25 protein-coding genes are annotated in these 26486 nt (G+C 64.7%); 15 read left to right on the plus strand and 10 right to left on the minus strand.

Annotated elements, in window-relative coordinates:
* Positions 1–27 precede the first annotated feature (27 nt).
* Entirely contained in the window at positions 28–906 is an 879-nt protein-coding gene (locus tag IOC82_RS01770; RefSeq protein WP_290544454.1) for a polyprenyl synthetase family protein, read from the minus strand.
* Positions 907–945: 39 nt separating this feature from the next.
* Between IOC82_RS01770 and mtgA the strand changes: the two genes are divergently transcribed.
* Complete coding sequence (mtgA, locus tag IOC82_RS01775; RefSeq protein WP_290544455.1) at positions 946–1755, plus strand: monofunctional biosynthetic peptidoglycan transglycosylase; 810 nt, start codon at positions 946–948, stop codon at positions 1753–1755.
* Between the two features lie 69 nt (positions 1756–1824).
* On the plus strand, positions 1825–2010 hold the full coding sequence (gene rpmF, locus IOC82_RS01780; protein ID WP_290544456.1) for a 50S ribosomal protein L32: 186 nt from the start codon (positions 1825–1827) through the stop codon (positions 2008–2010).
* 536 nt (positions 2011–2546) lie between these two features.
* Here the strand turns inward: rpmF and ald are convergent.
* The gene (gene ald, locus IOC82_RS01785; protein WP_290544457.1) at positions 2547–3662 is read right to left on the minus strand and encodes an alanine dehydrogenase; all 1116 of its coding nucleotides are present in this window, start codon (positions 3660–3662) and stop codon (positions 2547–2549) included.
* A 122-nt stretch (positions 3663–3784) separates the two neighbouring features.
* On the opposite strand from ald, the gene IOC82_RS01790 reads away from it, so the two are divergent.
* Positions 3785–4252 (plus strand): Lrp/AsnC family transcriptional regulator, encoded by a 468-nt coding sequence (locus IOC82_RS01790; protein ID WP_290544458.1) that lies wholly within the window; start codon positions 3785–3787, stop codon positions 4250–4252.
* 7 nt (positions 4253–4259) lie between these two features.
* Positions 4260–5009 (plus strand): hypothetical protein, encoded by a 750-nt coding sequence (locus IOC82_RS01795; RefSeq protein WP_290544459.1) that lies wholly within the window; start codon positions 4260–4262, stop codon positions 5007–5009.
* Here IOC82_RS01795 and IOC82_RS01800 read toward each other — a convergent pair.
* Positions 5006–5941, minus strand: coding sequence for a DMT family transporter (locus IOC82_RS01800; protein WP_290544460.1), 936 nt, complete (start codon positions 5939–5941; stop codon positions 5006–5008). The two genes, IOC82_RS01795 and IOC82_RS01800, sit on opposite strands and share 4 nt — an antisense overlap.
* A 3-nt stretch (positions 5942–5944) precedes the next feature.
* The gene (locus IOC82_RS01805; protein ID WP_290544461.1) at positions 5945–7408 is read right to left on the minus strand and encodes a PLP-dependent aminotransferase family protein; all 1464 of its coding nucleotides are present in this window, start codon (positions 7406–7408) and stop codon (positions 5945–5947) included.
* A 91-nt stretch (positions 7409–7499) separates the two neighbouring features.
* On the opposite strand from IOC82_RS01805, the gene IOC82_RS01810 reads away from it, so the two are divergent.
* From IOC82_RS01810 to IOC82_RS01835, 6 genes are all read left to right on the plus strand, one after another.
* Positions 7500–10307, plus strand: coding sequence for a molybdopterin oxidoreductase family protein (locus IOC82_RS01810; RefSeq protein ID WP_290544462.1), 2808 nt, complete (start codon positions 7500–7502; stop codon positions 10305–10307).
* The gene (locus tag IOC82_RS01815) at positions 10304–11101 is read left to right on the plus strand and encodes a 4Fe-4S dicluster domain-containing protein (RefSeq protein WP_290544463.1); all 798 of its coding nucleotides are present in this window, start codon (positions 10304–10306) and stop codon (positions 11099–11101) included. Before IOC82_RS01810 ends, IOC82_RS01815 begins: the two co-directional genes overlap by 4 nt.
* 2 nt (positions 11102–11103) lie before the next feature.
* Positions 11104–12033: a DmsC/YnfH family molybdoenzyme membrane anchor subunit gene (locus tag IOC82_RS01820; RefSeq protein WP_290544464.1), complete on the plus strand. Its 930-nt coding sequence runs from the start codon at positions 11104–11106 to the stop codon at positions 12031–12033.
* An 86-nt stretch (positions 12034–12119) separates the two neighbouring features.
* Positions 12120–13136: a betaine--homocysteine S-methyltransferase gene (bmt, locus tag IOC82_RS01825; RefSeq protein ID WP_290544465.1), complete on the plus strand. Its 1017-nt coding sequence runs from the start codon at positions 12120–12122 to the stop codon at positions 13134–13136.
* A 45-nt stretch (positions 13137–13181) separates the two neighbouring features.
* Entirely contained in the window at positions 13182–13946 is a 765-nt protein-coding gene (locus IOC82_RS01830) for an AAA family ATPase (RefSeq protein WP_290544466.1), read from the plus strand.
* 45 nt (positions 13947–13991) lie between these two features.
* Complete coding sequence (locus IOC82_RS01835) at positions 13992–15482, plus strand: bifunctional aminoglycoside phosphotransferase/ATP-binding protein (RefSeq protein ID WP_290544467.1); 1491 nt, start codon at positions 13992–13994, stop codon at positions 15480–15482.
* Here IOC82_RS01835 and IOC82_RS01840 read toward each other — a convergent pair.
* The gene (locus IOC82_RS01840; protein ID WP_290544468.1) at positions 15442–16371 is read right to left on the minus strand and encodes a Gfo/Idh/MocA family oxidoreductase; all 930 of its coding nucleotides are present in this window, start codon (positions 16369–16371) and stop codon (positions 15442–15444) included. The genes IOC82_RS01835 and IOC82_RS01840 overlap by 41 nt on opposite strands.
* A 3-nt stretch (positions 16372–16374) precedes the next feature.
* The gene (locus IOC82_RS01845) at positions 16375–17619 is read right to left on the minus strand and encodes a cysteine desulfurase-like protein (protein ID WP_290544469.1); all 1245 of its coding nucleotides are present in this window, start codon (positions 17617–17619) and stop codon (positions 16375–16377) included.
* A 162-nt stretch (positions 17620–17781) separates the two neighbouring features.
* Here IOC82_RS01845 and IOC82_RS01850 point away from each other — a divergent pair, with 162 nt between their 5' ends.
* Together IOC82_RS01850 and IOC82_RS01855 are read left to right on the plus strand one after the other, a co-directional pair.
* Positions 17782–18483, plus strand: coding sequence for a B12-binding domain-containing protein (locus IOC82_RS01850; RefSeq protein ID WP_290544470.1), 702 nt, complete (start codon positions 17782–17784; stop codon positions 18481–18483).
* Positions 18484–18507: 24 nt separating this feature from the next.
* A complete protein-coding gene (locus IOC82_RS01855; protein WP_290544471.1) occupies positions 18508–19152 on the plus strand; it encodes a DUF1638 domain-containing protein in 645 nt (214 codons plus the stop codon).
* A 51-nt stretch (positions 19153–19203) separates the two neighbouring features.
* Here the strand turns inward: IOC82_RS01855 and IOC82_RS01860 are convergent, their stop codons facing one another.
* The 4 genes from IOC82_RS01860 to IOC82_RS01875 form a co-directional block, all read right to left on the minus strand.
* A complete protein-coding gene (locus IOC82_RS01860) occupies positions 19204–19587 on the minus strand; it encodes a GFA family protein (protein WP_290544472.1) in 384 nt (127 codons plus the stop codon).
* The gene (locus IOC82_RS01865) at positions 19584–20489 is read right to left on the minus strand and encodes a homocysteine S-methyltransferase family protein (RefSeq protein WP_290544473.1); all 906 of its coding nucleotides are present in this window, start codon (positions 20487–20489) and stop codon (positions 19584–19586) included. The genes IOC82_RS01860 and IOC82_RS01865 overlap by 4 nt, the downstream gene beginning before the upstream one ends.
* A 3-nt stretch (positions 20490–20492) precedes the next feature.
* The gene (locus tag IOC82_RS01870) at positions 20493–21152 is read right to left on the minus strand and encodes a ferredoxin (RefSeq protein WP_290544474.1); all 660 of its coding nucleotides are present in this window, start codon (positions 21150–21152) and stop codon (positions 20493–20495) included.
* Positions 21153–21317: 165 nt separating this feature from the next.
* A complete protein-coding gene (locus IOC82_RS01875) occupies positions 21318–22895 on the minus strand; it encodes a trimethylamine methyltransferase family protein (protein WP_290544475.1) in 1578 nt (525 codons plus the stop codon).
* A 181-nt stretch (positions 22896–23076) separates the two neighbouring features.
* On the opposite strand from IOC82_RS01875, the gene IOC82_RS01880 reads away from it, so the two are divergent.
* From IOC82_RS01880 to IOC82_RS01890, 3 genes are read left to right on the plus strand one after another with little or no spacing between them, the layout of a single operon-like run.
* Complete coding sequence (locus tag IOC82_RS01880; RefSeq protein ID WP_290544476.1) at positions 23077–24003, plus strand: LysR substrate-binding domain-containing protein; 927 nt, start codon at positions 23077–23079, stop codon at positions 24001–24003.
* Between the two features lie 3 nt (positions 24004–24006).
* Positions 24007–25569, plus strand: coding sequence for a trimethylamine methyltransferase family protein (locus tag IOC82_RS01885; RefSeq protein WP_290544477.1), 1563 nt, complete (start codon positions 24007–24009; stop codon positions 25567–25569).
* A complete protein-coding gene (locus IOC82_RS01890) occupies positions 25569–26480 on the plus strand; it encodes a carbohydrate kinase family protein (protein WP_290544478.1) in 912 nt (303 codons plus the stop codon). Before IOC82_RS01885 ends, IOC82_RS01890 begins: the two co-directional genes overlap by 1 nt.
* Positions 26481–26486 lie beyond the last annotated feature (6 nt).

Consider the following 26486-nt stretch of genomic DNA (forward strand, 5'->3'; position numbering starts at 1 on the left):
CCCGCTTTGGAGGGAGAAGACGAAGTGCTACTTCCTTCTCTCCACGATGAACCTTGCCGCCTCGTTCAGTACCCGCGCTTTCTCTCCGTACACTGACAGGCTCTGTTCCGCCTCGTCCACCAGCGCCGCGGCCCGCCTCTTCGCCTCGTCCATCCCGAGCAGGTCCACGAAGGTGGCCTTGCCCATGGCCTTGTCCTTCTGCGTCGCCTTGCCCAGCGTTTCCGGCGTGGACTCGACGTCGAGAATGTCATCGGCAATCTGGAAGGCGAGCCCGATCTTCTGCGCGTAGCGGATGAGCGGGGCAGGATCCGCGCCCCCGAGGATCGCCCCCGCCTCGCAGGCATAGCGGAACAAGGCCCCGGTCTTTAGCGACTGGATCAATCCGATGTGCGCCAGCACGGCGGCGCTCGCCGTTTCCGCCTCGATGTCCAGCATCTGGCCTCCCACCATGCCGGCCACACCAGCGGCCTTGGCGAGCTTCGACACCAGCGCCACGCGCACGTTTGCGGCGGGGTGCGTGGCCTCGTCCGCTAGGATTTCGAAAGCAAAGGTCAGCAGCGCATCCCCGGCGAGGATGGCGGTCGCCTCGTCGAAGGCCTTGTGGGCGGTGGGCTTGCCGCGGCGCAGGTCGTCGTCGTCCATCGCGGGCAGGTCATCGTGCACCAGCGAATAACAATGCACGCATTCGAGTGCGGCGCCGGTCCTGAGCGCGCGCTCCCGCGGCACGCCGAACAGCGCGGCCGATTCCACCACCAGGAAGGGCCTGAGCCGCTTGCCCTGGCCCAGTGCCGCATAGCGCATCGCCTCCGTCACCCGCGGGGCGGGGAAGGCGTCGACGGGCAGCAGCCGGTTCAGCAGATCATCGGTGTCGGCGGCGCAGCGGGCGAGGGCATCCTGGAAGGACAAGGCGAAATTCCTGTGCTAAGGCCGCTTCTGATTAGGGTCATGGCAGAAGAAACTCAACCAGCCGCCGTCCTCGCGCGCGAACCGCTCCACCCCTTGGAGGCGGAGCCCGCAGCGTCGGACGAGCCGGAGACGGCCCCGCCCATGCGCCGCTCGCTCCGCAGCCGCCTGCAGAAGAACCGCTTCCTCCGCTGGGGACTCTATCTCCTCGCCTTTCTGGTGGCCTGGCCGATCGTGGGCACGATCATCTACACCGTGGTGCCGCCGCCCATCACCAACATCATGATCCTCCGCACCCTCTCGGGGAACGGCATCGACAAGCACTGGGTCAGCCTCGACGACATGTCGCCCTGGCTGGCCCGCGCCGTCATTTCCTCCGAGGATGCCCGCTTCTGCGATCACAATGGGGTGGACTGGATCGAGCTCCAGGGCATCATCGATGATGCCATGGACGATGGCGAGGCCCCCACCCGCGGCGCCTCGACGATTCCCATGCAGACCGCCAAGAACCTGTTCCTGTGGGACGGCAGGCTCGCCATCCGCAAGGTGATCGAGATCCCCCTCGCCATGTGGATCGACCTGATCTGGTCCAAGCGCCGCATCATCGAGGTCTACCTCAACATCGTGGAATGGGCCCCGGGCGTCTACGGGGCTGAGGCCGCAGCCCAGCACCATTTCCATAAACCTGCGAAAAACCTCACGAAAAAGGAGGCAGCCCTGCTGGCGGCGGTGCTTCCGAACCCGATCAAACGCAATGCCGGCAAGCCGTCCAGGGGGGTCAGGGCGGTGGCCAGCCGGATTCTCGTCCGCATGGCCGGAATGGGTGCCTATCTGACTTGCCTTGAGCCCTAGACTGGGTTAAGAGCGCGCGTAAATGACGGGCGCGGGTCCTTCGCCGCGCCTTTTCCTATGGAGTTTCAAATGGCCGTTCCACGCAAGAAAATGTCCAGGAGCCGCATCGGCATGCGCCGCTCGGGCCACCAGGAGCAGACCGTGACCTGGGTCGAAGACAAGAAGTCGGGCGAGCTCCGCCGCCCCCACCATATCGACCTCAAGACCGGCCTCTACAAGGGCCGTCAGGTCCTGACGGTGAAGTCGGAAGGCTAAGCCTTTCCGCCACCGCCGACGTGTTGAAGCCAGCCTCCGGGCTGGCTTTTTGCGTCTGGGAGTTTTCCGCACACCCCTTCATGCCGTGTGTTCCCGGCGAAAGCCTGGACCCCGCTTTCTCACTGTTCCCTGCGGCACGCCCCCCACCCCTCCCCCTCCCCACGAGGGGGAGGGGTGGGGGCGGGCCTGCAGGTGATGCCTAACGTGTGCATCACTCCCGGGGGCAGAAGGAGAGACCCGGAGGCACTATGACCTTCGCGCCCTAAGGGCAAGGGGGGCAATCTGGGATCGTTGCGCAAGCTCTCTCCCCAAGGCCTAAGACCTGTCAGATGCGGGCGCTGCTCAGCGCCATTCCGTCGGCCTCACAAGCTGGCACACCGCGCCGGGCAGCGCCCGCGCCTCCCACCTTCTCCGAGAGGGACAAATGCCATCCTCGCCAAGGATGCCCCATGGCCATTTGCGCAGCGCGCTCATTCGCCCAAACGAATACGCCCGGCTTGCACCGGCCGTATCGGTCGTCAGATCGTCAGTCCGGCTCAGGCCAGGACCTTCTCCGCCGGGACATAGGCGTAGCCGAGGTCGTCCGCGACTGCCTTGTAGGTCACCTGGCCGTCGGCCACGTTGAGGCCGTTCCTCAGGTGGGCGTCGTCGAGCAGCGCCTTCTTCCAGCCCTTGTTGGCGATGGCAAGCGCGAAGGGCAGGGTGACGTTGTTCAGTGCGAAGGTGGAGGTGCGGGCAACGCCACCCGGCATGTTGGCCACGCAATAGTGGATGACGTTGTCGACCACATAGGTTGGCTCTGCATGGGTGGTGGCCTTGGAGGTTTCGGCGCAGCCGCCCTGGTCGATGGCGACGTCGACCAGCACCGAGCCGGGCTTCCAGTCCTTCAGCATCGCCTTGGTGACGAGCTTGGGGGCCGCCGCACCCGGGATCAGCACGCCGCCGATCACCAGGTCGGCCGCGGCGCATTCGTCTTCCACCGCTCCTTGCGTGGAGTAAATGGTCTTCACTGCGGTGCCGAAGCGCGCGACCAGCTCTTCCATCCGGTCGACGTTCTTCTCGAGGATGGTCACGTCAGCGCCCATGCCCAGCGCCACGACGGCAGCATTGGTGCCGACGACGCCGCCGCCGAGGATCACGACCTTGCCCGGCGCAACGCCCGGAACGCCGCCGATCAGAACGCCGCGGCCGCCCTGTGCCTTCTCGAGGCAGTGCGCGCCGGACTGCACCGACATGCGCCCGGCGACCTGGCTCATGGGAGCCAGCAACGGCAGGCCGCCGCGCGGCGAGGTGACGGTCTCGTAGGCGATGCAGATCGCACCCGAGGCCACGAGGTCCTTGGTCTGCTCCGGATCGGGCGCGAGGTGCAGGTAGGTGTAGAGGATCTGGCCGGGGCGCAGCATCTTGCGCTCAATAGCCTGCGGCTCCTTCACCTTCACGATCATGCCCGCCTTGCCGAAAATCTCGGCCGCGGTGGCGATGATCTTGGCGCCGGCGGCGGTGTAGTCGGCATCGGTGGCGCCGATGCCCGAACCGGCATTGGCCTGCACCCAGACGTCGTGGCCGTGGCGCACGGCTTCCTTCACCGAGGTGGGCGTCATGCCCACGCGGTATTCGTGATTCTTGATTTCCTTCGGAACGCCGATCAGCATTGAAATGTCCTCCCTCGATGATGGGCTCAACCTACCAAATCTCGCTTGAAATGATTTTCCGAAGAGGCTTCCGGAGCACTGCAGCATTGAAACCTGGTTCGAGGATATGCTATGAAATTCGAATGAAATCCCAAGAACTCGACAAGACGGACAAGATCATCCTGTCCGAACTGCAGAAGAACGCCCAGCGCCCGATCGCCGACCTAGCGCAGAAGGCCGGTCTCTCGGCCTCCTCCTGCCACCGCCGGGTGAAGCTGCTGGAAGAGGCGGGCGTGATCCAGGGGTATACCGCTAATCTCGACCGCGCGGCGCTGGGTCTTGCCAACGAGTTCTTCGTGGAGGTCTCGCTCTCCGCCCAGACCGAGGAGGCCTTCGAGAAATTCGAGAAAGCTGTGCAGCGGGTGCCGGAGATTCTTGAATGCCACCTGATGAGCGGCCAGTTCGACTATCTGCTCCGCGTTGCCGCCACCGATGCGGCGGATTATGAGCGAATCCACCGCTCGCGAATCTCGCGCCTTCCCGGCGTGCAGCGCATCCAGTCCTCATTGGCGCTCCGCACGGTGAAGGGCTGGGCGGGCTATCCGATCTGAGGTGATCATGAGGCTGAAGCAGCTTCCCGTCCACATGCTCTGGGTCTCTGGCGAACTCTCGCGCCTCGCCCGCCTGAGCCTCGCCAGCTTCCTGGCGCAGGGCTATCGGGTGATGGTGTGGAGCTATGATCCCGATCACCTGCGTGCCGAATTCGCCGGCGTGCAGGATGCTTCGACGCTGCTGCCGATGCCTGAAGGCGATGCTGCGAACATGGCCTATCTCACCAGTCTGTTCCGCTATCGCGTGCTCGCCGAGCAGGGCGGCATCTGGGCCGATCTCGACGTGGTGGCGCTCATTGATGACCCCAGGATCGAGGCGCGCCCGTTGATCGCCTCCGAGAAGCGCCGCCCCTTCCGCCATGCGGAGCCCACCGCCACGGGCGAGAGCCTTACCCAGGTCACCAACTGCTTCATGGCCGATCCAAGCCCACGCGCCGGCGACCTCTGGCACCTGGCGCTCGACCGCGTCGCGGCGCTCAACCCGGAAGACCGCAGCTGGGAAAACGTCGGGCCTCACATGCTCTCGGGCCTCATGCTGCGCCACCCCGATCTCGAGATCGACATCCTGCCGCCCGAGGCCGTCGACCCCGTCGCCTGGTGGAACGTGCCCGCCTATTTCCTCGAGGAGCGCGACCCGCCGCCATCGCCCTTCATGCACATGTATGCGACGATTTGGAAGAGGCGCGGTGTCGATGCCGAGATGCCGTTTCCGCCCAATAGTCTCGCAGGCCGTCTCTGGAAGCGCTTCGGCCTCTAGGCCAGTGACCGGTCCAGCGCCCGGTCTCGCAGGATCATCAGGATGCCCGCCGTGATCACGATGCCCGCGCCAAGCCAGTTGTAGACATCGGGGAAGTCGCCGAACAGCAGGATGCCGTAGAACACCGCCCAGATCATCGCCGAATACTCGAAGGGCGCCACGAAGTTTGTTTCCGCCAGCCGGTAGGCATTGATGAACAGGATCATCGCTGTGCCCGCGAAGATGCCGTGGCCGAACAGCAGCATGGCATCGAAGGCCGAGGGCCACACCGGCGGCCGCGACAGGAACACCAGGCTCGGATGCGTGAAGTGCCCAAAGTCGAACGTATTGAATATGATCCCGATGGTGAGCGCCATGCCTGCGTAAATGAAGTTCTGCCATGTCGCGATCACGATCGGCGAAACACGCTGCGAAAGCGGCCGCCCCAGCATTTGTCCCACGGCGTAGCCCATGGCGGAGCCGAGTGCGAGCAGCGATGCCGGTTCGAAGACGCCAGCACCCGGCCGCACCATGATGAGCACTCCGATGAATCCGGCGATGATGGCGAGCCAGCGGTGCAGCCGCACCCGCTCATGCAGCAGTGGTCCGGCAAGTCCCGCCACGAAGAAGGGCATGGTGAAATAGATCGCCACCGCATTGGCGATCGGGATCGCCGCGATGGCCAGCACGAAGCAGACATAGGCCGCCGCGAGGATCAGCCCACGCAGGCACACGCGCGGCCACAGCGGCGTGGCGATGGACCAGCCGCGCCCCTGTTTCCACAGCACGAAGGCGATGACGGGGAGCGAGCCCACGCATCGGAACAGCAGCGTCTCATAGGCCGGGTAGCCCGACGACATGTATTTCACCACCGCATCCTGCGCCGAAGCAAGGCCGACACCCGCCAGCACACAGGCCATAGCCATCGCCCGGTTGTCGGTGGCAAGCTTCATGGCTTAGCGCCGCACCAGATCCGACAGGATCCGGATGCCCGGCTCGATCTTCTGCTCGGCGATGGACGAGAAAGCGAGGCGATAGAAATTGCGCGGTGCCTCGGCCGCTCCGAAGGTAATGCGCCCGGGTTCGATCAGCACGCCCTTGGCGGCGGCCTGTTTGCCCAACTCGTCACTGTCCAGTCCCTGCGGTCCCTTCACCCAGAAGCTGGTGCCGCCGAAGCTCGGCACGCGGCTCGCGTCCGGCAAGCTCTGCTTCAGCGCATCGCCCATGATCTCCCAGCGCGTGCGATAGGCGCGGTGCAGGCGGCGGATCAGCGTGTCGTGGTGCCCGAGCGACAGGAACAGCGCCGCCGTGCGCTGGTTGTTGTTCGGCGCGTGCCGCACCATCAGGCGCCGCAGCGCACGGGCCTCCGCCACGATGTTCTTCGGCGCCACTAGGAAGCCCAGCCGAAGCCCCGGGAACAGCGTCTTCGACAGCGAACCCACGTAGATGACCCGCCCGTCGTCATCCAGCGACTTCAAGGCCGGACAGGGCTCGTTCACGTAATTGGTCTCGAACTCGTAGTCGTCCTCGATGATCACCACATCGTGCTTCGCCGCGCGCTTCAGGAGTTCCATGCGGCGTTCGAGCGGCATGGTCACCGTGGTGGGGAACTGATGGCTCGGCGTGGTGAAAACGAGGTCGCAATCGTCGAAGGCCTCGGAAGGGACCAGGCCCCTTTCGTCCACCGGCAGCAGCGCCACGTTGGCGGTGCGCAGGTTGAAGATGTTGCGCACATCCGGATAGCCCGGCTCCTCCATGCCCACGCGGGTCTGCGCGCCGACCAGCAGTGTCGTCAGCAGGTAGAGCGCGTTCTGGGCGCCCAATGTGATGAGTATCTCGTCGTCATTGGCCATGATGCCGCGGCGGGGCAAAATGCGGCGGCGGATCTGTTCGACCAGCAGCGGGTCGTCATGGGCCCAGGTGTCGTTGGTCCAGGAGCCGAGCCACTTCTTGCCCAGCGCCTGCCGGGAGCAATCGCGCCATTCGGCGAGCGGGAACAGCGTGTGGTCCACTTGGCCATAGATGAAGGGGTAGGGGTAGGACTGCCAGTCCAAGGGCTTCGAGACATTGGTCTGCTCGGCGGGCTGCATGGTGAGGCGGCTGGCCCAGTCAATGCCGGTGCCGGGCGCCGCCTGCTTCGGTGGCTGCTTAGGTGGAGAGCCGCTGTCCAGCGCTTTTTCTGAGACGAAGTAGCCGGAACGCTCCCTAGCCACGAGATAGCCATCATCCAGCAGGCCCTGATAAGCTAGGACCACGGTATTCCTTGAAACGCCGAGGCTCTTCGCCATCTTGCGGGTGGAGGGAATGGGCTCCTCCCGAGCCAGCTGCCCGTCAAGGATGGCCGCGACCAGCGCCTCGCGGATCTGGGTTTGGAGGCTGGCGTGTTCGTTCCGCCGGATATGGACGAGCCAGTCGCGCAAGTTTGGTACCTGTGAACAGTCCTTCTGGACCTATCATAGGGCCAATAGAGCCGGTAGAGTAGAAAAGATTGGACCCTTTGACCGGACCCGCATGACCCAGCCCGCCGTAAACACCTCGCCGAAGACCTGGGACGAGGTGAAGACCACCACCTGCTACATGTGCGCCTGCCGCTGCGGCATCAGGGTGCATCTGAAGGACGGGCGCGTCACCTATATCGACGGCAACCCGGAACACCCAGTCAACAAGGGCGTGATCTGCGGCAAAGGCGCCGCCGGTATCATGCAGCACTATTCTCCGGGCCGCCTGTCGAAGCCGCTGCTGCGCGTGGGTGAGCGTGGTGCGGGCGAATTCAAGGAAATCGAGTGGGGCGAGGCGCTGGGCCTGGCCACGCAATGGCTCTCCGAGGTTCGCGCCAAGGACCCCAAGAAACTCGCCTTCTTCACCGGGCGTGACCAGAGCCAGGGCCTCACCGGCTGGTGGGCCACCCAGTTCGGCACGCCCAACTATGCCGCTCATGGCGGCTTCTGCTCGGTGAACATGGCGGCGGCCGGGCTCTACACCTTCGGCGGCGCCTTTTGGGAGTTCGGCGAGCCCGACTGGAAGCATACGAAATACTTCCTGCTCTTCGGCGTGGCCGAGGACCATGGCTCCAACCCGATCAAGAAGGGCTTGGGCCAGCTCAAGGCGCGCGGCGCCAAGATCGTATCGATCAACCCGATCCGCACCGGCTATTCCGCGATCGCGGACGAGTGGATCGGCATCCGCCCGGGCGCCGACGGGCTGTTCGTGGGCGCGCTGATCCATGAGCTGCTCACCGCCCAGAAGATCGATGGCGACTATGTGCTGCGCTACACCAATTCACCCTGGCTGATCATCGAGAACCCGGGCCACGCCGATGACGGCCTTTTCGCCCGCGCCCCGCAGGGCTCGGCCCTAGTGTGGGACAGCCATTCCAATTCGCCCATGCCGGCCCTCTCGCCCGATGCGGCGCCGAAATTGATGGGCCGTTTCAAACTGCCGGACGGCCGCCGCGCCGTCACCGCCTTCACGCTCATCGCCGAACGCTTCCTCGATCCCGAATGGGCGCCGGAGAAGGTGGCGGAGCGCTGCGGCGTTCCGGCCGAAACGATCAAGCGCATCGCCGCCGAACTGGCCCGCACCGCCTTCGAGGAGGAGATTGCGCTCGACGTTCCGTGGACGGATCATCTGGGCCGTTATCACGAGAGGATGGTGGGCCGCCCCGTTTCCATGCACGCGATGCGTGGAATCTCCGCCCATGCCAATGGCTTCCAGACCTGCCGCACCATCCACCTCCTCCAGATTCTTCTTGGCACGATCGATGTGCCCGGCGGCTTCCGCTACAAGGCGCCGTTCCCCAAGCCCGCACCGCCCGGCGTGAAGCCGGCCGGAAAGCCCGGCCAGGTGAAGCCCAACACGCCGCTGCCCGGCCCGCCGCTCGGCTTCGTCGCCGCGCCGGAGGACCTCCTCGTCGATGCGGAAGGAACCCCGCAGCGCATCGACAAGGCCTATAGCTGGGATGCGCCGCTCGCTGCCCATGGCATGATGCACATGGTCATCACCAATGCCGCGAAGAAGGACCCCTATGGCATCGACGTCCTGTTCATGTACATGGCCAACATGAGCTGGAACTCGGCGATGAACGTGCCGGACACCATCCGCTACCTCACCCAGAAGGAGCCAGACGGAAGCTACACCATCCCCAAGATCATCTATTCCGATGCCTATGCCTCCGAGATGGTGCACTACGCCGATCTGATTTTGCCGGACACCACCTATCTCGAGCGCTGGGACTGCATCTCGCTGCTCGACCGCCCGATCTCCGAGGCCGATGGCCCGGCCGACTCGATCCGCCAGCCGGTCGTCGAACCCGACCGCGACGTGCGCCCCTTCCAGACGGTGCTGCTCGACCTCGGCGCCAGGCTCGGCCTTCCCGGCATGACGCGTACCGATGGCTCGCCGCGTTATCCCGGCGGCTATCCGGACTATATCGTCAACCACGAGCGTGCGCCCGGCATCGGCCCGCTGGCGGGCTTTCGCGGGCCCAACGGCCGGTCGCAGGGCAGAGGCGCTCCCAATCCGGAGCAGCTCCTGCGTTACATCGCCAATGGCTGCCATTGGTTCTACGAATTGCCCGAGCACATGAAATACTACCGCCATGTGAATTGGGCCTATCTCGACTGGGCCACCTTCTTCGGCTTCATCGGCAAGCCGGAGCCGGTGATCCACCAGCTCTATTGCGAGCCGCTGCAGAAGTTCCGCCTCTCCGCGCAGGGCCACGGCAAGGTGGTGGCGCCGGAGCAGCATCGCCAGCGCATCGCCAGCCACTTCGACCCGATCCCCTTCTGGTATCCGCCCTTCGAGGGCGAGATGGTGCCGGAGGCTGAGTTCCCCTTGCATGCCGTGACCCAGCGCCCCATGGCCATGTATCATTCCTGGGGCTCGCAGAATGCCTGGCTCCGCCAGATCCTCGGCCGCAACTGGCTCTACATGGCGCGCGGGATGGCGGCGAAATTGAAGATCGCCGATGGCGACTGGGTCACCGTCACCTCGCACCATGGGGTCATCAAGGCGCAGGCCAAGCTGATGGATGGCGTGAACCCCGACACGGTTTGGACGTGGAACGCCATCGGCAAGCGCTCCGGCACCTGGGGGCTCGATCCCGGTGCGGACGAGGCGAAGAAGGGCTTCCTTCTCAATCACCTCATCTCCGAACTCCTGCCGGAACGCGAAGGCGGCTACCGCTATTCGAACAGCGATCCCGTCACCGGCCAGGCGGCGTGGTACGACCTGCGCGTCCGCGTCGAGAAGGCCGCCGGCCAGTCTGACATGAGCGAACCGCAATTCGCCACGCTGAAGCCGCTTGCGAGGGCCGAATGACCTCTCTCCCGCCTCCCACCGCGAGGAAGCTGGGTCTCGTCATCGACCTCGATACCTGTGTCGGCTGCCAGGCCTGCGTGACCTCCTGCAAGGAATGGAACACGCAGGGCTATTCGGCGCCGCTCACCGACGAGCATACCCAGGGTGCGGAGGCGACCGGCGTCTGGCTCAACCGCGTGCACGGCTATGAGGTGCGGGAAGCGGGGCAGGACCAGTCGCGCATCGTCCATTTCCCGCGATCCTGCCTCCATTGCGAGGAGCCCGCCTGCGTTACCGTTTGCCCCACGGGTGCGAGCTACAAGCGCGCCGAGGACGGCATCGTGCTGGTGAACCCCGAAACCTGCATCGGCTGCAAGCTTTGCTCCTGGGCCTGCCCCTATGGCGCGCGTGAATACGACCAGTCGCATGGCGTGATGAAGAAGTGCACGCTCTGCGTCGACCGCATCTACAACGACAATCTCGGGGAGGACGACCGCTTGCCCGCCTGCGTGAAGGCCTGTCCCACCAGTGCGCGGCATTTCGGCGATCTCGGTGACTCCTCCTCCAAGGTCTCGCAGCTCGTGGCCGAGCGCGGTGGCTATGACCTCTTGCCCGAGATGGGCTACAAGCCCGTCAACAAGTATCTCCCACCGCGCGCGCGGCGCGATGCCACCACCTCGCGCGCCGAAGCCCTGCCAAAGCCCGATGGCTCCGCCTTCGACCGGCTCTTCCAATGGGCGGACAAGGTGCTGTCGCCCGGAAAGGGCTCGGCCCGCGCCAATGAAGTCGACCATTCCGGAAAGCTTGAAGGCTGAGAATGCATCCCGCCTATTCCGTCATCCTGTTCACGACGGCCTCCGGCGCCGGCTATGGGCTGCTGGCACTGCTCTGCCTCGTGGGGTTGAGCCATGGTGAAGCATCGACGCTGGCGTTCGGACTCACGGCAATGGTGATCGCGCTGGGCCTTATCACCATCGGGCTCCTGTCCTCGACCTTCCATCTCGGCCACCCGGAGCGCGCTTGGCGGGCCCTGTCGCAGTGGCGCTCCTCCTGGCTGTCGCGCGAGGGCGTGCTGGCGGTGGTGACCTATGTGCCGGCCGTGCTGTTCGGCGTGGTGTGGTCCGGTCTCTATCCCGCACTTGACCTCATCAAGCCGCTGGCCGTGATCACCGGCGTGCTGGCCCTGCTGACCGTGATGTCGACGGGCAAGATCTACGCGACGCTGGCCACCATCCGCGCCTGGCACAATGGCTGGACGGTGTGGGTCTATCTCGCCTTCGCATTGGCGACGGGGGCTACGATCCTCGCAGCCATCACCTCCGTCTTCGGCAATTTTCCGGCCTTCCTCGTCTGGTTCTCGAATGCCTGGCTAGTGGCCGCGCTGGCCGTCATTCTCGCCTACTGGCGCAGCATCGACGCTGCACCGCGTGACCTGACGATCGAACAGGCCACGGGGCTTGGCCGCATGGGGCAGGTGAGCCAATGGGAAGTGCCGCACACCGCCGCCAATTACGTGCAAAAGGAGATGGGCTACGCCGTCGCCCGCAAGCACGCCGCGAAGCTCCGGCGGCTGGTGATCGTCGCGCTGGTTCTGGCCGTCCTAATGATGTTGGCGGGGCTTGCCGTTCCTTTCGCCGCGCTGCTCTCCGCAGCACTCGCGATCTTCGCCGCCGTGGTGCAGCGCTGGCTGTTCTTCGCGGAAGCCCAGCACGTTTCGACACTCTTCTACGGCGCCAAGGCCGCCTGAAACTGTCCAAAGACGCGTTTCGCGCTTGGCAAGCGGCTGGATAACGATATAAAGAAGTCCTTATGTCGTCTGTCCCGGAGGCTTTCATGACCCGCCCGTCCTTCACCGAAGCGCTCGCCACGCGTCCTTGGCTGCTGGCCGATGGCGCAACGGGAACCAATTATTTCCAGATGGGCCTCGTCTCGGGAGATGCTCCCGAAATGTGGAATTTCGAGCATCCGGAGCGGGTGCGCACGCTGCACCGCCAGTTCATCGAGGCGGGGGCAGACATTGTGCTCACCAATTCCTTCGGCGGCAACCGCCACCGCCTGAAGCTCCACAATGCGCAAGACCAGGTGCGGGAGATCAACATTGCCGCCGCCAAGAATGCCCGCGCCGAGGCCGATGCCGCCGGCCGCCCCGTCTATGTGGGCGGGTCCATCGGCCCCACCGGCGAGATCATGGAGCCGGTCGGCGCCATGTCGCATGACGAGGCGGTTAAGGCCTTCGCCGAACAGGCGCTGGCCCTCAAGGAAGGCGGCGTGGACGTCTTGTGGATCGAGACCATGTCGTCGGAGGAGGAACTGCGCGCCGCCGTCGAGGGTGCTTCGCAGGCGGGCCTTCCGATCGTCACCACCATGAGCTTCGACACCAATGGCCGCACCATGATGGGCATCACGCCCAAGGCCTTCGGCGCCATCACGGCAGCACTGCCCACCCAGCCCGTGGCCATCGGCGCCAATTGCGGCGTGGGTGCTTCCGAACTCGTCGCCACCGTGCTCGGCATTTCGGAGGCGCGGCCCGACGCAGTGGTGGTCGCCAAGGGCAATTGCGGCATCCCGCAATATGTCGATGGCCATATCCACTACACCGGCACGCCGGAGCTGATGGCGGATTACGCCCGCATCGCACTCGATGCCGGAGCCAGGATCATCGGCGGCTGCTGCGGCACGAGCCCGGAGCACCTGGCCTCGATGCGCAAGTCGCTCGAAAGCTACACAAAGGGCAGCCGGCCGTCGCTGGAGCTGATCGAGACGAAGCTCGGCCCGGTGTCGGAACTCGCCAAGGGCCACGACGCCGCCGCCGCGGGAGCCGCCCGCCGCGAACGCCGCCGCGGGAACTGATCGAAACATCTTGCGTGCGGACAGCGTGCGCGGCACTCTCTCCCGATGAAGGCATTCGAAGCGCGGCATTATCTGCTCAGTGCCGAGTTGCTGTGGGAGAGGGTCGCGGACCGTTCGGCCTATCCCTACGCGCTGCCTGCCATTGCGGGTTTGAGCAAGATCGATTTCCACCCGAAGGTTACCTTCATCGTCGGTGAGAATGGTTCCGGCAAGTCCACCCTGATCGAGGCGCTTGCCGTCGCGTGGGGGTTCAATCCCGAGGGTGGATCCAAGAACTTCAACTTCGGCACGTTCGACTCGCACTCTCCGCTTCACGCATCATTGCGGCTGATCAAGAGCGCGCGGCGTGCGCGTGACGGTTTCTTCCTACGGGCGGAAAGCTATTTCAACGTCGCGACAAACATCGACGCGCTGGACAAGGAACCGTCCCCGAATCCGATAAAGATCATCGATTCCTTTGGCGGCCGCCCACTTCACGAACAGTCCCACGGCGAGTCCTTTCTCGCCCTTCTGGAAAACCGGCTGCGCGGCAAGGGCCTATACATCTTTGACGAGCCCGAGGCTGCGCTCTCGCCCACCCGGCAGATGTCCATGCTGGTGCGGATGCATGATCTGATTGCGGACGACAGCCAGTTCATCATCGCCACGCATTCGCCGATCCTGATGGCCTATCCGGATGCCTGGATCTACCAGCTGGGGCCGCAGGGGCTGGAGCGTGTTGCCTACGAGGATACCGAGCACTACGCCATCACCCGCAACTTCCTGAACCGGCATAAGGAGGTGATGCGCCAGCTGCTCGACGGGGATTGACGCCGGTCAAGGAAAACCGCCGCTGCTGGCCATAAGTCTTGACTCATGTTCACTCCTGCCTTCCTCAAGGGCGAGACTTGGGGCCTGCCCGGCCAGCCGGTGGAGCATGTTGAGACGCATGCTGCGCATGTGTTTCTCGTGGGAGAGCTTGCCTTCAAGATCAAGAAGGACGTGAGGCTGCCCTATCTCGATTTCTCGACCCCGGAGAAGCGGCGCGCCGCGCTGATGGCGGAACTCGCGATCAACCGGCTGTTCACGCCCGAACTTTACCTGCGGCTCGAGGAGGTTCTGGGCGAGCCGGTGCTGGTGATGCACCGCTTCCCCGCGCATGAGCTGCTGGCGTGGCGGATGGGGCATGGCGGGATTGATGGAACGCTGGCTGTCAAGCTCGCGTCCATGGTGGCCGTATCGCATGACCGGGCGCCGCGCCGCGACATCAAAGGCTCGGACATTATGACAGGCCTCGGAGCGCAGCTGTCGAAGGCCTTCATTGACTCTCCCGACATCTTTGCGCCTGCCGACACGCTTGAGTTCCACGCGCTTTACGAAGCGGCCCTGCGCTTTGACCGGCAGCTTCTTTCGGACCGGGGAGAGCGCGGCCTCGTGCGCCGCTGCCATGGCGATGTTCATTGCGGCAACATCTTTCTCGAAAGTGGCGAACCGCGGCTGTTCGACGCCATCGAGTTCAGCGAGAAGATCGCCACCATCGATGTGCTCTATGACCTTGCCTTTCTGCTTATGGACCTGTGGAGCAGCGGGGTGAAGGTGGCGGCCAATGTGGTGCTCAACCGCTATCTTCATCTGCGGCGGAGGCAAGAGGATCTCTCGGGGCTCTCTTTGTTGCCGCTGTTTCTCTCCACCCGTGCCGGTGTCCGCGCGCTGGTGACGGCGGATCTGGCGCATGAGCTGGCGTTCAAGAATTCGATGATGGAGCGGAGCCAGGCGCTGGACTGGTTCCGGTCTTCAGTAGCGTACCTGAAGGTCTCGCCGCCCATGCTGCTTTGCATTGGCGGACTGTCGGGCTCTGGGAAGTCGACGGTGGCTGCGGCGCTGGCGCCGTTCCTGGGGGCTGCTCCGGGGGCGATCCATGTGCGCAGCGACGTGGAACGCAAGGTGCTGGCGGGTGTGCCCGAAACCGAACGGCTGCCGGCGGAAAGCTATTCCCTGCAAGCCTCGTTCGAGGTCTATGCCGCCTGCCTGGCGCGGGCGGAGAAGGCGCTGGCAGCGAGGCATTCCGTGGTGCTCGATGCCGTCTTCGCCCGGCCCGACGAGCGCGCGGCCGCGGCGGAACTCGCACGGCGGACGCGGGCACATTTCGCGGGCGTGTGGCTCGATGCACCGCGCGAGACGCTGGCCGCGCGCGTTGCGGCGCGCAGCGGCGATGCCTCGGATGCGACAGCGGAGGTGGTCGACGCCCAGCTCCGCTACGATCTCGGCCCGATGGACTGGCCGCGGGTGGATGCCGGCGGAACGGCGGCGCAGACGCTCTTGCGCCTCAGAGGAACGGTTCCGTTTCGGTTCTTCGCCCCATCATGAAGCTGTCGGAGACGAGCTGCAGGGGCGCGCCATCGACATGGCTGCGGCCCTCACGCAGCAGTTGGGCGAAGTGGACGTAGATGTCCTTGTATTCCTCGGGCGGAGCCTGCACCGTGAGCTTGCCAGCGATGTAGAGTTCGCTGCCGCCGCGGCGCAGCGCCAGCTGCAAACCGTCCGCCGCCTCGACGTCGATGCTCCAGCTCTGCTCGCCGGTCTGGCGCCAGTCGAGGTCGGCGGTGAGTTCGGCCTCGCCCTCCCATGATGGCTTGAAGGTGATTTGCGCGGCAATGGGGGTGGCCTTGTTGCGCGGCGTCTCCAGCATCGCCGACTTCACGAAGACCGGCTGCGGCAGGATCTTGGTGACGATGGAGAAGGCGTTGATGCCGGGATCGAAGACGCCGAAGCCGCCGGGCTCCCAGATCCAGTCCTGGCCGGGGTGCCAGTGGCGCACGTCCTCCTTCCAGCTGACGTGCAGGCGGGTGACGCGCTTGCCCTTCAAGAGGCGCTGCGCTTCGTCCACCGCCTTGTTGTATTGCGAATGCCAGGTGGTGAAGAGGATGCGCTTGGCGCGATGCGCGTGCGCGGTGATGGCGTCGAGCTCACCCATGGTGGTCGTGGGCGGCTTTTCCATCAGCACGTGGAGGCCGGCATCGAGTGCGTCGCGGGCGATGGCGAAGCGCGGCTCGGGCGGCATGCAGAGAGCGACGGCATCGAGCTTGAGGCCGCTGCGGAACAGCTCGGCGGGCGTCCTGAAAGCCGGCACGTCGCCATGGCCGCCGCGCGAGGAGACGACGGCTGCGAGCTCGAAATCCTTGTTCCTGGCGACGACCGGCAGGTGCTGGTCCTGCGCGATCTTGCCCAGTCCGATGATGGCGAGTTTGAAACCCATGGTTCAAGCGCTCCTGATCTGGCGGGTGAGCGAGCAGAGGAGGGCATCGACCTCCGCCTCGGTGTTGTAGTGGGCGAGGCCGACACGCAGCACGCCGCCCTTGTCCATGAGGCCCATGCGGCCCACGGGCTCGATCGCGTAGTTATGGCCTGACCAGACGAAGATGTTGTCCTTGGCGAAGGCCTTGGCCATGGCTTCCGGGTGGTGGCCGTCGAGCGTGAAGGACACGGTGGGCACGCGGCGGTGCATAGCATTGGCCGAGGTGATGCCGCGGATGGTGAGGCCCCTAAAGCTCTTGAGGCCCTCGATGAGGCGCAGCGTAATCTTGTGTTCGTAATCGGCGAGGTTCGACCACGCGGATGCGATGCGCTTGGTCCGCGTCCCGCCCGTACCGAATTGCTCAAGATATTCGATAGCGCCGAGCGTGCCGGCCATGCCTTCGTGGCTGAGCGTGCCCGTCTCGAATTTGTGCGGCAGGTCTTCCCCGGCCGGACGAACCTTGTAGCCGAAGGTCTGCTTCAGCAGTTCTTCGCGTCCCCAGAGAATGCCCTGGTGCGGGCCGAACCACTTGTAAGCGGAGGAGACGACGAAATCGGCGCCGAGGTCCTGCACGTCGATGGCGTAATGCGGCGCGTATTGCACAGCATCGAGATAGACGATGGCGCCGGCCGCCTTGGCCTCCGCCGCGAAGCGCTTGGTGTCGTTCACCGTGCCGGTGCAGTTGGACGCCATGCCCATGGCCAGGAGCTTCGTCTTGCCGCTCAGCACTTTGGTGAGGGTCTCTTCGGGGAATTCATAGGTGTCAGTATCGAAGTCGATCCAGCGCACCACGAGGCCGAGGTCATCCGCCAACAGCAGCCAGGGCGCGACGTTGGCGTCATGGTCCATGCGCGAGAGCACGATCTCGTCGCCGCGCTTCAACTGCTTGCCGAGGCAGCGCGACATGTGCAGCGTGAGGCTGGTCATGTTCTGGCCGAACACAATCTCGTTCATGCTCCGCGCATTGTAGAAATCCGCACAGGCCTGGTGGGCGAGGTCGACCAGTTCGCCGGCCTCGACCGTGGTCGTGAAATACCCGCCGAGATTGGCGTTGCGGTTGACCAGGCAATCCACCGTCCGGTCGATCACCTGTTGCGGCACCTGGGTGCCGGCGGGGTTGTCGAAGTAGATCCGGTCGCGGCCTTGGTCCTTGACGCTGAGGGCGGGGAACTGGGCGCGGATGGCGGCAACGTCGAGGGCGGCACTCATGGCGAAAATCCGGGATCGAACAAGCGGGACAGACCTCTTAACCGGGCTTTCCGCTTGCCTCAACCGTCGCTTTCCGGCATGGGGGTGTCGCCCGCTGGCGAAAGCCCTGACGCGCCCGGGGCTATTGTGTTTTCTTGAGAAATTCCCTTCCGGAGTGACCTGATGAGCGATGATGGTGAACTTGACCTGAACTCCCTCAATGACGAGGAGCTGGTGCAGCAGGTCCATGACGACCTCTATGACGGCCTGAAGGAAGAGGTCGAGGCGGCGGTTCACATCCTGCTCGGCCGTGGCTGGGCGCCCTATAAGGTGCTGACCGAGGCCCTTGTCGAAGGCATGCGCATCGTCGGCGTCGACTTCCGCGATGGCATCCTCTTCGTTCCGGAAGTGCTGCTCGCCGCCAATTCGATGAAGGCCGGGATGACCATCCTCCGCCCGCTGCTCATCGCCACGGGCGCGCCGCGCCAGGGCAAGATGGTGATCGGCACGGTGAAGGGCGACATCCATGACATCGGCAAGAATCTGGTCGGCATGATGATGGAAGGTGCTGGCTTCGAGGTGATCGACTTGGGGATCAACAACCCGGTCGAGAAGTATCTCGCCGCCATGGAAGAGCACAAGCCGGACATCCTCGGCATGTCGGCGTTGCTGACGACCACCATGCCCTACATGAAGGTCGTGATCGACACCATGAAGGAAAAGGGCATGCGCGACGACTACGTGGTGCTCGTGGGTGGCGCGCCGCTGAACGAGGACTTCGCCAAGGCCATTGGCGCCGACGCCTATTGCCGCGACGCGGCGGTGGCGGTCGAGACCGCCAAGAGCTTCATGGCGCGCAAGCACAACCAGATGGCCGCGAACTGAGGTCACAGCAGCCGGAGGGTCACCATGACCCTTGTCAATCTCAATCCATCTGACGAATTCGAGTTCAAGCCAGGCCAGGGGAAGGTTCTTCTCCTGGCCTGCGGCGCCTTGGGGCGCGAGATCGTGGACTTGATCGAGCGCAACCGCTGGATGGCTTTCGACCTCCAGTGCTTTCCTGCCAAGTGGCACAACACGCCCGACAAGATCGTGCCGGCGCTGCGCGGGAAAATCCGGGAGGCCAAGCCCCGCTACCAATCGATCTTCGTGCTCTACGGCGACTGCGGCACCGGGGGCAACATCGACAAGCTGCTTGCGGAGGAGGGGATCGAGCGCCTCGAAGGCCCGCACTGCTATGCCTTCTTCTCGGGCCAGGAGACCTTTGCGAAGACGGCGGATGAAGACGTCACCGCTTTCTTCCTCACCGACTACCTCGCACGGCATTTCGACAAGCTGATCTGGGAGGGCCTCGGCATGGACCGGCACCCGGAACTGCTGCCGCTCTATTTCGGGAACTACACCAAGATCGTGTTCCTGGCGCAGACGCGCAATGAGGAGCTGGCCAGGAAGGCCATGGTGGCGGCGAAGAAGCTGGGGCTTGCCTATGAGTATCGATTTACCGGTTACGGCGAGCTGGAGCGCGATTTGAAGAAACGGGCCTCTTCATCTTGATACATCATCCCGGTGAAAGCAGGGATGACGAGATTTAGGGTTACGGCTTGCTTACCATTCGTTCTTGCGATAGGCGCCGCCGGCGATGGCGTAGTAGTCGCCGGCACTCTCGCAATAGATGTGGCCTTCGAGGTAGGCGCCGGTATCGCCGTCGATGGCGCCGGCGCAGATCGATGTGTCGTCGCTGCCGTCGCGCTTCCAGAACAGCACCGAGCCACACTCCTTGCAGAAGCCGCGCTGGGCGATATCGCTGGAGCGGAACCATTTGAGGCCGTCCTGCCTCGTGAATTTCAGTTCGTCGTCGCCGCAGGCGGTTGCGGACATGTAGTTGCCTGTCTGCTTGCGGCACTGGATACAGTGGCAGGCGAGAATGGGGCGGAGTGCGCCGTGGACCTCGAAGCTGACGGCGCCGCAGAGGCAGGATCCGGTTTTCATGAGAACGCCTTGTGAAGTGCGATGATGTGGTCGGGGCCTAGGCCACAGCAACCTCCGAAAGCCGAGACGCCCTTCATCTTCCACGCCTTGGAGCGCTCAACCAGCTCATCCGGCGGGATGATGTCGACGAAGGTCCAGTCCGGCATCTTGAAGTAGCCGCTCTCGGGGTAAGCGCCGATGGGGCCCGTCCAGTGCTTGCGCAACACGCCGATCGCGTCGTCTGTGTCATTGGGCGAGCTGTGCATGATGCTTATGGCATCGGGCTTGAGCGCGGAGAGAACGCGCGCAACCTCGTCGAAATCCTGGTCCTCGCGCCCGAAGCCGGTGAGCTTGCCGTCGTGGCGCTCGACGGAGATGCCGATCCAGACGGGGAGGCCCGTGGCCTGTGCGGCCTGCGTGGCCCAGACGGAGTAATCCGTGTCGCGCATCATCTCCATCATGATGAGGTCGACGCCGGCCGCGGCGAGATTGTCCGCCTTGCGCTTGAACAGGGCACGGGCCTTGTCCTCCGGCCAGTCCTGCTGCTTCGAGGTGCGGTCGCTGCCCGGCACCACGGGGCGCATGGTGGACATGGAGCCGGCGACGGCGACGGGATGACCTTTTGCTGCATCCCTGGCGATCGCGACAGCGGCGCGGTCGATGGCGAGGAGCTCGTCATCGCGGCCGAGCGCGTTGAACAGCAGGGCCGAAGTGGCGAAGGTGTTGGCGATGATGATGTCCGCCCCCGCCTTGATGTAATCGGCATGAACCTCGCGCACGACCTGCGGGTGGGACATGTTGGCTTCCGCGCACCAGGTCGATGAGCTCATCGGCACACCGCGGCGCTGGATATCGGTGCCGGTGCCGCCGTCGAGGATGATGATGTCACCCTTGGCGAGCTTGGCACGGATCAGGTCATACATGGCTCAGGCCTCTTGCCGGGCCTTGAGAAAGGCCCGCATGTGGAATTGCGCCTGTGCCGGGGCATAGGCAAAGCCTTGTCCCACGGGGCAGGCATGGCGCGCAAGACATCCGCGCGTCATGCACTCCGTTCCGGCGGGGCTTGCGATATGCGTGAAGCAGGCTGGCACGTCATAGCGCGTGCCGTCGAAGGCGGTAACGGGGCAGGCGGTGAGGCAGGGCTTCTCCGCGCAAGCCTCGCAGGGGTGTGGACCCGGCTGTTGGCGGGGAAGGTCGAAGGCCACAGGGAACAGCAGCGCGGCGCGATAGGCGTGCCACAGCCCGTAGGTCGGGTGAATGTTGAGGCCCAGCGGCGAGACATGGCCCGCACCGCCGCGCCGCGCCCAGGCGAGGAAGGGCCAGGGCGGGCTCATGTCGAAGGGGTAGAGGGCGGTGGCGTCGAGGTCTTTCGCAAGGGTTGAGACAACCTCGCGTGTCCAGTCATCCATGGTGTTGCGCTGCGGATCGCGCTCGCGGGCGAAGCGGCGAAACATATCGGGACCCGCATTGCCGATGAGGATCACGAAGCGGGCGCCTTCAGAAACCTTGTCGTCAGGCTTCGGCTCGAACCAGCCGAGCGGCGTGAAGCCCGCGCGGCGGATCGTGGTGAGGATGGGGTGTTCCATGGTGTCGCTCGCGGAGACAGGCCCTCATCCGGCCTATCGGCCACCTTCTCCCATTGCGTGCCGCAACGGGAGAAGGGGAAGCTGGACCATCGAGTCCTTCTCCCGTCCGCAGGATGGAAGAAGGTGCCCGGCAGGGCGGATGAGGGCCCTGTCAGGCGGCAGCGGTTACGCCCAGCGCGGATCGCCCGGTTCCATGACGCTCCGCGGCAGCTTGATGTCATGCTTGGCGCGGATCTGCTCGTCGATGTGGCGCGGGATATACTCGGGGTAATAGGTCGAGAGGATCTCGCGCTTGCGGGCTGCCGCCCGCTCGACGATGTCGGGCTTGCCGGCTTCGTTCCACTCCTTGGGGCTCATGCGGTTGGAGATCTGCGGATAGACATAGTCCTTCTGCATCAGCGCCAGCGTTTGCTCGTTGCCGAGATAGTGGCCCGGGCCTTCGACGCAGACCTGGGAGATGACGTCGAGCGAGAGCGTGTCCTCGTTGACCTCGATGCCGCGGACGTTGCGGTTGATGGAGCCTAGCATGTCATTGTCGATCAGCAAGCTCTCGAGGCAGAAGCCCAGGAGCGAGGCGTGCATGCCGGCGGACTCGTAAAGCATGTTGATGCCGGTCATCGCCGAGATACCGGCGGTGACGCCCTTCTCGTAGCCTGCCTGCATGTCGGGGAGCTTCGAGTCGCACATGCCCGCGGCGGAGCCGACCGTGAGATTGTAGAAGTGCCCCATCTGGGCGCAGCCCGAGGTGATGAGCGCCTGCTCGCCCGAGCCCCCTGACATCGCACCCGTGCGGAGATCCGACACGAAGGGCCAGGGGCCCCAGATGGCAACGGCGCCGGGCACCACGCAATTGATGTAGACGAGGCCCGCGAGGCATTCCGCCACCGCCTGCACGACGGTGCCGGCAAGCGCTGCCGGAGACGTCGCCCCCGCCTGCGCGGCCGAGAGAAGCAGCACCGGCATGCCGCCGCGCGCAGCGGCTTCAAGGCAGCGGCAGGCGTCCTCGGCAAATTTCATCGGTGGTACCACGAAGCAGTTGGACTGCGACACGAAGGGGCGCTCGCGCCACTTGTCTTCGCCGCCCGCCAGCACGTGAAGGATCTGCAAGCATTCGTCTACATGGGCGGGATCGACCATGGACGTGCCGACATGCTTCTCGGTGCCCGCGAGGCAGGCATACATGGTGTTGATGTCGAGGTCATGGCCGGTAATCATGTCGCGCGCCGTCACCGGACGCTGGTAGAAGTGGATATGCTCGCAGTTATCCACGATGCGGCCGGCGTCATAGAGATCGACGAGCAACGATTCGCGGTAGCTGCGGGTCTCGGGTTCGACGATATGAACGGCAGCCCCGGCGGTGCCGAAATAGACGCGGTTGCCCGAGGGCTCCATGTCATGCTTGGGGTCGCGCGCATGGAGCACGAAATTGCGGGCGCAAGAGGCGAGCGTGTCCTCGACGAGGCTTGCAGGAATGCACAGGCGGCCTTGCGCATTGAGCCAGCAGCCGCGCGCTGTCATGGCCTCCACACAGCTGGGGATGGCCTGGGCGAGGCCCACGGTTTCGAGAAGCTTCAGCGCGGTCTTGTGGATGCGCTGCATGTCCTGGTCGGTCAGCGGCTTATATTGCCCGCCTTCCATGCCGGGGCGCACGGCGGCCTCGGCCATTGGAATGGGGCGCGAGCGTAGCGCGCGGCGGGCTTCACGGCCGCCACGGCGGCGGGACAGGTCTTCGACAGCACTCATGGATGAAACTCCTCAGTATGGCCCTATATCCACTGTTTCGCCGTGGCCATTCAATGGTCTATCTTTTTCTGGCAGTGGATAATTTTTTTCACCACCAAGAAGCGGGTTTTCCACTGTCCGCCCCTTAACGCCCTGATTTCAGGAGTGTTACAAGAAGCCTCCAGACCAGTGGTGAGGAAACTTGGCCAGACGTGACCTGCCACCTTTACGTGCCCTGACCGCCTTTGAGGCGGCCGCCCGGCTGGGCAGTTTCCGCCTTGCCGCCGGCGAACTGGGCATCACCCGCTCCGCCGTCAGTCACCAGGTGAAGTCGCTGGAGCAGCGGCTTGGCGTGCAGCTGTTCCGCCGCGACGCACGCCGGGCCGAACTCACCCAGGCAGGCCACACCTATTTCCCGCCGGTGCGCGACGCCTTCGACATGGTGGAGGCGCAGACCCGGGCGCTCAAGCCCTCGACGGCGGACAACGAACTGACCGTCCAGGTCTATGCCACGGTAGCTCTGAAGTGGCTGATCTCCAGGCTGCATGACTTCGAGAAACGCTACCCGGATATGAAGGTGCGGCTCTCGACATCCTATTTCGACTGGGACTTCGACGAGAAGAACGTCGACGCCGGCCTGATTCTCGCCCGCAACCGCTCGCCGGATCATTTCTATCGCACGCTGTTCAACTCGCTGCTGACGCCAATCTGTGCGCCGGAACTCCTCAAGGGCCCGAATGCGCTGAAGACTCCGCAGGATTTGAAGAAGCACAAGCTGCTCTATGTCTATACGGCGGAGGAGGACTGGCACTTATGGTTGGAGGAAGCTGGCGTCGGAGGCATCAAGCTCTCCGACCGCCTCGCCTTCGACAGCTATATTCTGGCGCAGGAGGCGGCGATCGAGGGCCGTGGCGTGGCCATGACCATCGGTCCCTTCGCCACGGAAGAGATCAAGATGGGCCGCCTCGTGCAGCCCTTTCCGCTGAAGGTGCAGCACCGGCACAACTGGCTCTTCGCCTGCAATGCCGAGCACCGCATGAAGCCCAAGATCAAGCGTTTCGAGGACTGGCTGGTGAAGCAGATCGCCGCCGACCCCGCCCTCGACGCCTATCGCGAAAAAGGAAAATAAGCCGTGACGAATACCGATTCCGACACCACCCGCCGCAGCCGCCGCGAAGGTGGAGGCCGCCGCACCGCCGGCGGTGGCGGGCGCACCCCCGTGCAGCAGCTGCCGCGCCGCAAGCTGACGCGCCTGTTCCCGGCCATGGAGATCGTCTCGGCCGATGAACTCGAATCGATCCACCGCGCCTCGTTGAAGGTGCTCTCCGAGATCGGCATGGACTTCACCCTGCCGCAGGCCCGCGACATGCTGAAAAAGGCCGGCGCCAAGGTCGAAGGCGAGCGGGTGCGCTTCGACCCGTCTATGATCGAGGAGCTCATCTCCACGGTCCCGTCCGAATTCACATTCCATGCCCGCAACCCGGAGAATGACCAGCGTATCGGTGGCAACAACATCGCCTTCGGCACGGTGGCAAGCCCGCCCAATGCCTCTGACATGGATGGCGGCCGACGCACCGGCAACTGCCAGGACTACAGGAACTTCCTGAAGCTCGGGCAGTATTTCAACTGCATCGATTTCCTCTCGGGCTATCCGGTGGAGCCGATCGACATCCATGCCTCGGTGCGCCACCTCGAAGCGCTGCGCGACATGGTGCTGCTGACCGACAAGCCCTTCCACGCCTATTCGCTGGGAGCAGAGCGCATCCGCGACGGCATCGAGATCGCGCGCATCGGCCGCGGCATCAGCCACGAACAGCTGGAGCGGGAGCCCTCGCTCTTCACCATCATCAACACCAATTCGCCGCTGAAGCTCGACACGCCGATGCTGAACGGCATCATCGAAATGTCGTCAAGGAACCAGATCGTCTGCGTGACGCCCTTCACGCTGGCGGGGGCCATGGCGCCGGTGACGGTTGCGGGCGCGCTGGTGGAGCAGAATGCCGAGGCGCTGGCTGGCATCGCCTTCACCCAGCTGGTGCGCAAGGGCGCGCCGGTGATCTATGGCGGCTTCACCTCCAACGTCGACATGAAGTCGGGCGCACCCGCCTTCGGCACGCCCGAATACATGAAGGCCACCATTGTTGGCGGCCAGCTGGCGCGGCGCTACAAGGCGCCGTTCCGCACGTCGAACACCTGTGCCGCCAACACGGTGGATGCCCAGGCGGCCTATGAGAGCGTATTCTCGCTGTGGGGCCTCACCATGGGCGGTGGCAACCTGATCATGCATGGCGCGGGCTGGCTGGAAGGCGGCCTCGTCGCCAGCTTCGAGAAATTCGTGCTCGACTGCGACCTGATCCAGATGGTGGGCGAATTCATGCAGCCCCTGGAAACGACGGAGGATGCGCTGGGTGTGGAGGCGATCCGCGAGGTGGGCCCGGGCGGGCACTTCTTCGGCGCGCAGCACACGCTGCAGCGTTACACCAATGCCTTCTATGCGCCCATCATCTCCGACTGGCGCAACAACCAGCAATGGCTTGCCGCCGGCAAGCCCGAGGCCTGGCAGAAGGCCAATGCCGTGTGGAAGCAGGCGCTGGCGGACTATCAGGAGCCCGCCATCGATCCGGCGATCCGCGACGAGATCAACGCCTTCGTCGAGAAGCGCAAGGCGGAAGGCGGGGCGCCGACGGACTTCTGATGCCGCGCGTCATCGTCATCGGCGGCGCCAACGTGGACATCAAGGGCCGCGCCCGCGGCCCCTATGTAGCGGGCACCTCAAACCCCGGCGAGGTGACGGTTTCGGCGGGGGGCGTGGGCCGCAACATCGCCGAGAACCTGGCGCGGCTGGGCCTGTCGGTCTCTCTCATGACGGCGCTGGGGGATGATGCCAATGGCCGGATGCTGCACCAGGCCTGCGCGGAAGCCGGCGTCGACCTTGCCATGGCGGTGACGGCGGAGGCGCCGACCGGCTCCTACCTCGCCGTGCTTGACGGGACGGGCGAGCTGGTGAGCGCCATCAACGACATGCGGGCGATGGCGGCGCTGACTCCGGCGCATTTCGAGAGGTGGGCCGGCAGGCTGGCCGAGGCGGACATGCTGGTCGCCGACTGCAATCTCTCTGTCGACTGCCTGGACTGGCTGTGCCGCTTCGCGCGGGAACGCGGCGTGCGGCTGCTGATCGAGCCCGTCTCGGCGCCCAAGGCACGGAAGCTGCTTGCCTTCGCGCGCATGACGCCCGTCTTCGCGATTACGCCCAACGCCCAGCAGCTTGCCGCACTCACCGGAGCGGACGACGCCATGGGCGTGACCAAGCTTCACGCGCTCGGCTTCGCCAATGTCGTGCTGCACAGGGGCGGGGCGGGCGCGCTCGCATCTGATGGGTCAGCCATCGCAGCGATCGATCCCGTCTCCGTCTCCGACATTGCCGATGTGACCGGAGCAGGCGATGCGGCCGTTGCAGGGCTCGTCTGCGGGCTCCTTGATGGAAGACCGCTCGCCGAGTCGGCACGGCTCGGGCAATGTGCGGCGGCGATTAAGCTGTCGTCAGCGCAGTCGGTGGCATCCAGCCTCAGCCGTGATAGTCTTTTCCGCCTTGCCGGGATCATCTGAGGAGCC

This window comes from Aestuariivirga sp. (genome assembly GCF_020252395.1).
Classification (GTDB): Bacteria; Pseudomonadota; Alphaproteobacteria; order Rhizobiales; family Aestuariivirgaceae; genus Aestuariivirga.

Bases quoted from the DNA above. Each gene is read 5' to 3' on its own strand.
- mtgA (WP_290544455.1), top strand. From the start codon at position 946: ATGGCAGAAGAAACTCAACCAGCCGCCGTCCTCGCGCGCGAACCGCTC.
- rpmF (WP_290544456.1), top strand. From the start codon at position 1,825: ATGGCCGTTCCACGCAAGAAAATGTCCAGGAGCCGCATCGGCATGCGC.
- ald (WP_290544457.1), bottom strand. From the start codon at position 3,662: ATGCTGATCGGCGTTCCGAAGGAAATCAAGAATCACGAATACCGCGTG.
- IOC82_RS01790 (WP_290544458.1), top strand. From the start codon at position 3,785: ATGAAATCCCAAGAACTCGACAAGACGGACAAGATCATCCTGTCCGAA.
- IOC82_RS01795 (WP_290544459.1), top strand. From the start codon at position 4,260: ATGAGGCTGAAGCAGCTTCCCGTCCACATGCTCTGGGTCTCTGGCGAA.
- IOC82_RS01800 (WP_290544460.1), bottom strand. From the start codon at position 5,941: ATGAAGCTTGCCACCGACAACCGGGCGATGGCTATGGCCTGTGTGCTG.
- IOC82_RS01810 (WP_290544462.1), top strand. From the start codon at position 7,500: ATGACCCAGCCCGCCGTAAACACCTCGCCGAAGACCTGGGACGAGGTG.
- IOC82_RS01815 (WP_290544463.1), top strand. From the start codon at position 10,304: ATGACCTCTCTCCCGCCTCCCACCGCGAGGAAGCTGGGTCTCGTCATC.
- IOC82_RS01820 (WP_290544464.1), top strand. From the start codon at position 11,104: ATGCATCCCGCCTATTCCGTCATCCTGTTCACGACGGCCTCCGGCGCC.
- bmt (WP_290544465.1), top strand. From the start codon at position 12,120: ATGACCCGCCCGTCCTTCACCGAAGCGCTCGCCACGCGTCCTTGGCTG.
- IOC82_RS01830 (WP_290544466.1), top strand. From the start codon at position 13,182: ATGAAGGCATTCGAAGCGCGGCATTATCTGCTCAGTGCCGAGTTGCTG.
- IOC82_RS01835 (WP_290544467.1), top strand. From the start codon at position 13,992: ATGTTCACTCCTGCCTTCCTCAAGGGCGAGACTTGGGGCCTGCCCGGC.
- IOC82_RS01840 (WP_290544468.1), bottom strand. From the start codon at position 16,371: ATGGGTTTCAAACTCGCCATCATCGGACTGGGCAAGATCGCGCAGGAC.
- IOC82_RS01845 (WP_290544469.1), bottom strand. From the start codon at position 17,619: ATGAGTGCCGCCCTCGACGTTGCCGCCATCCGCGCCCAGTTCCCCGCC.
- IOC82_RS01850 (WP_290544470.1), top strand. From the start codon at position 17,782: ATGAGCGATGATGGTGAACTTGACCTGAACTCCCTCAATGACGAGGAG.
- IOC82_RS01855 (WP_290544471.1), top strand. From the start codon at position 18,508: ATGACCCTTGTCAATCTCAATCCATCTGACGAATTCGAGTTCAAGCCA.
- IOC82_RS01860 (WP_290544472.1), bottom strand. From the start codon at position 19,587: ATGAAAACCGGATCCTGCCTCTGCGGCGCCGTCAGCTTCGAGGTCCAC.
- IOC82_RS01865 (WP_290544473.1), bottom strand. From the start codon at position 20,489: ATGTATGACCTGATCCGTGCCAAGCTCGCCAAGGGTGACATCATCATC.
- IOC82_RS01870 (WP_290544474.1), bottom strand. From the start codon at position 21,152: ATGGAACACCCCATCCTCACCACGATCCGCCGCGCGGGCTTCACGCCG.
- IOC82_RS01875 (WP_290544475.1), bottom strand. From the start codon at position 22,895: ATGAGTGCTGTCGAAGACCTGTCCCGCCGCCGTGGCGGCCGTGAAGCC.
- IOC82_RS01890 (WP_290544478.1), top strand. From the start codon at position 25,569: ATGCCGCGCGTCATCGTCATCGGCGGCGCCAACGTGGACATCAAGGGC.